This is a genomic window from Sagittula sp. S175 (assembly GCF_049800975.1).
In the GTDB taxonomy this organism is placed as follows: Bacteria; Pseudomonadota; Alphaproteobacteria; order Rhodobacterales; family Rhodobacteraceae; genus Sagittula.
Genome location: NZ_JBNAGB010000042.1, coordinates 1 through 4,177 on the forward strand (window position 1 = coordinate 1; position 4,177 = coordinate 4,177).

Here is a 4,177-nt window from a genome sequence, read left to right on the forward strand (position 1 = left end):
CGCCGGCTGCCGCGGGGGCCCCCGGCCGGGGGGCTTTGCCCCCCGGACCCCCAAGGTATTTGGAAAACCAAAGAAGCAGGGGCGCATTGGTGCCCCAGCGTTGGACTTTTGCGTCTGGTGGCGCGGGACTGAAAGGCAGGCGGATGGCACTGAGAGACGAGCGGGTGACGCTGGCCCATGGCGGCGGCGGCAAGGCGATGCGGGATCTGATCGAGGAGGTCTTTACCTGTGTGTTCGCGCCGCCGGGGATGGAGGATCAGGCGCGGCTGACCTCTGACGCGCTGTGCGAACCCGGCGCGCGGCTGGCGTTTACCACCGATGGCTTCGTGGTGCATCCGCTGGAGTTTCCGGGCGGCGACATCGGCAAGATCGCCGTCTGCGGCACGGTGAACGATCTGGCGGTGGGCGGCGCGCGCCCCCTGTGGCTGTCGGCGTCGTTCATCATCGAAGAGGGGACCGAGATCGCGCTGCTGCGCCGCATCGTGGCCTCGATGCAGGCCGAGGCCGAGAAGGCGGGCGTGCGCATCGTCACCGGCGACACCAAGGTCGTCGGGCGTGGGTCGGCGGACAAGGTGTTCGTCACCACCTCCGGTGTGGGGGTGATCCCGCCGGGGCGTGACATGGCGGCGGGCAAGGTGCGGCCCGGCGACGTGGCCATCGTGAACGGGGTCTTGGGTGACCACGGCGCTGCCATCATGGCGGCGCGCGGCGACATGGCGCTCTCGGCAGAAATCCCGTCGGATTGCGCGGGACTCGGTCACCTGATGGAGGCGGTTCTTGCGGCGGCCCCCAACGCGCGGGTGGCGCGGGATGCGACACGCGGCGGGTTGGCTTCTGCCCTGAACGAGATCGCCGAGGCGGCGGGCTGCGCCATCGAGATCGAGGAGACCGCCCTGCCGATCCGCACCGAGGTCAAGGGCGTCTGCGAGATCCTCGGTCTGGATCCATTGTATCTGGCGAACGAGGGGCGGCTTGTGGTTTTTGTGCCTGCTGACGAGGCCGAAGCGGCGCTGGCGGCGATGAAGTCGGTGCCCGAAGGCGCGGGCGCGGTCGTCATTGGGCGCGCGCTGGAGGGCACGCCGGGGCGGGTGACTATGCGGACGCTTTTTGGAGGGGCGCGCATCGTCGACATGCTGGTGGGCGAGCAGTTGCCACGTATCTGCTGAGGCGTTTCAACAACACTTCGGGAAAGCGTCCAAGGCAAGGCGGGCTTTTTCCTCGGCGCTGAGAGGCGGGCGCGCGGGGCCGCGCAGCCAGTCATGCAGTCGTTTCATGGACGTCCTCCTGCGGGCGGGCGTCGCGGGCGCGCCATTGGATGATTTCGGCGAGGACCGACACGGCGATCTCGTGCGGATCAATGCCTCCGAGGTCGAGGCCTGCGGGGGATTTCAGTCTGGCGATGACTTGTTGCGGCAAGTCGAGTTTCGCCGTGAGCGCATGCGCCTTTTTCGCCGAAGCGATCATGGAGACCCGACGTGCGGGGCTGGCCAGCGCGGTCTTCAGCGCCGCGAGGTCACCAGCGCCTTGGGTGGCGATGACGACGAAGTCCTGAGGTCGCAGGTCTGCGAGGTCTTCCAGCGACTGCATGCCCATGAGGTCCAATTCCGGATCGCAGGCGACGCGGAAACCCGCCAGATTCGCGTGCAGCGCTATGGCGCGGGCGATCGGGGTGGTCCCGAAAAGCGCCAGCATTGCGGGCAGTTCGTAGGGTTCGATGAGGATATCGACGGTGCCTCCCGAGGGGCATCCGGAGCGGAAAACCTGCGCGCCGTCCGCATCGGTGAGGGCCAGCACATTGGCCGATGGTTTGACCCGGATCATGGCGGTCTCGTTGCTGGTCAGGGCGGTGGTGGCGGCCTCGCGCACGGCGCGAGTCACGCAACCGCCCCCCAGATGGCCGAGGATTTCCCCTGTCTCGGTGATGGCAGCCTTGGCCCCGGCCTTGGCCGAGGTGACGTCGGCGGTACGCACCACTGTGGCGACACAGAAGGGACGGCCCCGGCTGCGCAACGTGGCGATGGTGTCGAAGATGTCGAACTTGCTCATGTCGGGGCCTTTCAGAGACGGGCGAATTCGGGTTCGAGACGTGCCAGCGCGTCCAGCGTGTTGGCCGGTAGATGGGCGTCGAGATAGGGCAGGGCCGCAGTCATGGCGGCGCTGACAGGGGCATAGTCGCGCCACCCCAGCAGCGGGTTCAGCCAGACGATGCGGCGGGTCTTGCGGCGCAGGCGATGCAGGGCGCTGGCCAGTTGATCCGGTGTGCCGGTGCAGTAACCGTCCGACAGGATCAGCACGATGGTGCGCCCGTTCAGGGCGTGGCGGTACTGCTCGTTGAGGGTTGTGAGGGCGGCACCAATATCGGTGCCGCCGCCAAAGCCTTCGGCCATGAGGCTGAGGCGCGTGGCGGCACGCAGGCTGTCGTGGTCCTTGAGCGCGCTTGTGACCCGCATAAGGCGGGTGTGGAAAAGAAAGGCTTCGGCGCTGGTGTCGGCATCCAGCAGTCCCTTGAGAAAGGCCAGGAAGACGCGGGCGTAGACGGTCATGCTGCCGGACACGTCACAGAGCGCCACGATACGCAGGGGGCGCGGCGGACGGGAGCGTTTGTAAAGATCGAAGGGCTCCCCCTTTTGCAGCGAGGCGCGCAGGGTGCGGCGGAGGTCGAGCGCTTGCCCGCGTGCCGCCTGCTTGCGACGGCGCGAGCGGCGGTCGCGCATCGCCCGAGCCAGCCTTTGCGCGGCCTTTTCGGCGGCGCGCAGCGATCCCTCGTCCATCAATTCCCGCAAATCGCGTCTCGACAGATTTTCGGTGCGCGTGGCGATCAGGCGGCCATCAATGCCCTCGGCCGCGCCGTCGCCCGACCCAGGGGCCTGCTCGCCGCCCGTGGCGTCCCCATCACCTGCCGCTTGCGGAGTCCAGAGCGTGGGACGGCTGGATTGGGTGCGAACATGGGCAGAGGCGGTGCCTTGCCGGGTGCGTCCGGCATTGAACCAATAGGCGTCGAAGAGGCCGTCAAAGCCGCGCCACTGGTCGGCATCGCCCGCGAGAAGCACCTTCAGCGCGCGGCGTGCGGTATCCGCGTCCTCCGCCTTCACAAAGGTCAAAGCCTGCAGAGCTGCGTCGGTCTCCGACGGGCCGACCGTCAGCCCGTTCAGCCGCAGATGTGCAATGAAGCCGGCCATTCGACCCGCCGGAGTGTCGCGTGATGGAAACCGCGTCGCCCGCATCACGCCACCTTGCCGACGATCTTCGCCAGCACCTCGGGCGGGCAGGCGTCGCGGTCGGCGGCTGTCTTCAGCAAGCAAACCAACGTCGCCTGCAAAGCTTTGGGGTCATCGGACAAGTCATTGACCCCGAGTCCCGCCAGCGCGGCGGCCCAATCCAGCATTTCGGCGATGCCCGGCAGCTTCTCCAGTTCCTCGCGCCGCAAAGCCTGCACCACGGCAATGATCTGCTCGGCCAGCCGCGCCTCCAGTCCCGGCGCACGGGCCTGCAGGATAGACAATTCCACCGCGCGGTCCGGGAAATCCACGTAGGCGTAAAGGCACCGTCGCCGCAGCGCATCCGACAGGTCGCGCGTGCCATTGGCTGTCAGGATCACCACCGGTCGCTCCGTGGCCTTGATCGTCCCCAGTTCCGGGATGGTCACCTGGAACTCAGACAAGACTTCCAGCAGGTAGGCCTCGAACTCCATGTCCGCCCTGTCGATCTCGTCGATCAGCAGCACCGGCGCCACCTCCTGCATGATCGCCTCCAACAAAGGCCGTTTCAGCAGGTATTTCTCTGAAAACAGCGTGTCCTCGCGGGCCTCCTCGGCGCGAATCGCCAGCAACTGCCGCTGGTAGTTCCATTCGTAAATCGCATGAGAGGCATCCAGCCCCTCGTAACACTGCAAGCGGATCAGCCGTGTCTCCAAGACAGCTGCCAGTGCCCGCGCGACCTCGGTCTTGCCGACGCCCGCTGGCCCCTCCAGCAACAAGGGCCGTCCCAGCGCCAACGCCAGGTGCAGCGCCATGGCCAGCGTCTCGTCCGCCATGTATCCAACGCCCGCAAGCGCGCGCTTCAGCTCCGCCTGGTCCATTATCATCTTCTTCTTGGTGAAAATACTCGGGGGGTGCGGGGGGGCGAGCCCCCCCCCCGGCACCCCCCGGCCGCCCGGGGAGCCCACACGGGAGGACCC

General features: G+C 67.4%; 4 protein-coding genes. 1 reads left to right on the top strand and 3 read right to left on the bottom strand.

What is annotated here, in order from left to right:
• Positions 1-143 precede the first annotated feature (143 nt).
• Positions 144-1,166, top strand: coding sequence for a hydrogenase expression/formation protein HypE (gene hypE / locus ACP16H_RS25525; protein WP_425074975.1), 1,023 nt, complete (start codon positions 144-146; stop codon positions 1,164-1,166).
• Between the two features lie 91 nt (positions 1,167-1,257).
• On the opposite strand, the gene ACP16H_RS25530 is transcribed toward hypE, so the two are convergent.
• From ACP16H_RS25530 to ACP16H_RS25540, 3 genes are read right to left on the bottom strand one after another with little or no spacing between them, the layout of a single operon-like run.
• Positions 1,258-2,046 (bottom strand): XdhC family protein, encoded by a 789-nt coding sequence (locus ACP16H_RS25530; protein ID WP_425074976.1) that lies wholly within the window; start codon positions 2,044-2,046, stop codon positions 1,258-1,260.
• 11 nt (positions 2,047-2,057) lie between these two features.
• Complete coding sequence (locus ACP16H_RS25535; protein ID WP_425074977.1) at positions 2,058-3,179, bottom strand: vWA domain-containing protein; 1,122 nt, start codon at positions 3,177-3,179, stop codon at positions 2,058-2,060.
• Positions 3,180-3,223: 44 nt separating this feature from the next.
• On the bottom strand, positions 3,224-4,078 hold the full coding sequence (locus ACP16H_RS25540) for an AAA family ATPase (RefSeq protein ID WP_425074978.1): 855 nt from the start codon (positions 4,076-4,078) through the stop codon (positions 3,224-3,226).
• Positions 4,079-4,177: the final 99 nt, after the last annotated feature.

Coding starts and splice junctions, on each gene's coding strand:
- hypE (WP_425074975.1), top strand. CDS start 144: ATGGCACTGAGAGACGAGCGGGTGACGCTGGCCCATGGCGGCGGCGGC.
- ACP16H_RS25540 (WP_425074978.1), bottom strand. CDS start 4,078: ATGGACCAGGCGGAGCTGAAGCGCGCGCTTGCGGGCGTTGGATACATG.
- ACP16H_RS25530 (WP_425074976.1), bottom strand. CDS start 2,046: ATGAGCAAGTTCGACATCTTCGACACCATCGCCACGTTGCGCAGCCGG.
- ACP16H_RS25535 (WP_425074977.1), bottom strand. CDS start 3,179: ATGGCCGGCTTCATTGCACATCTGCGGCTGAACGGGCTGACGGTCGGC.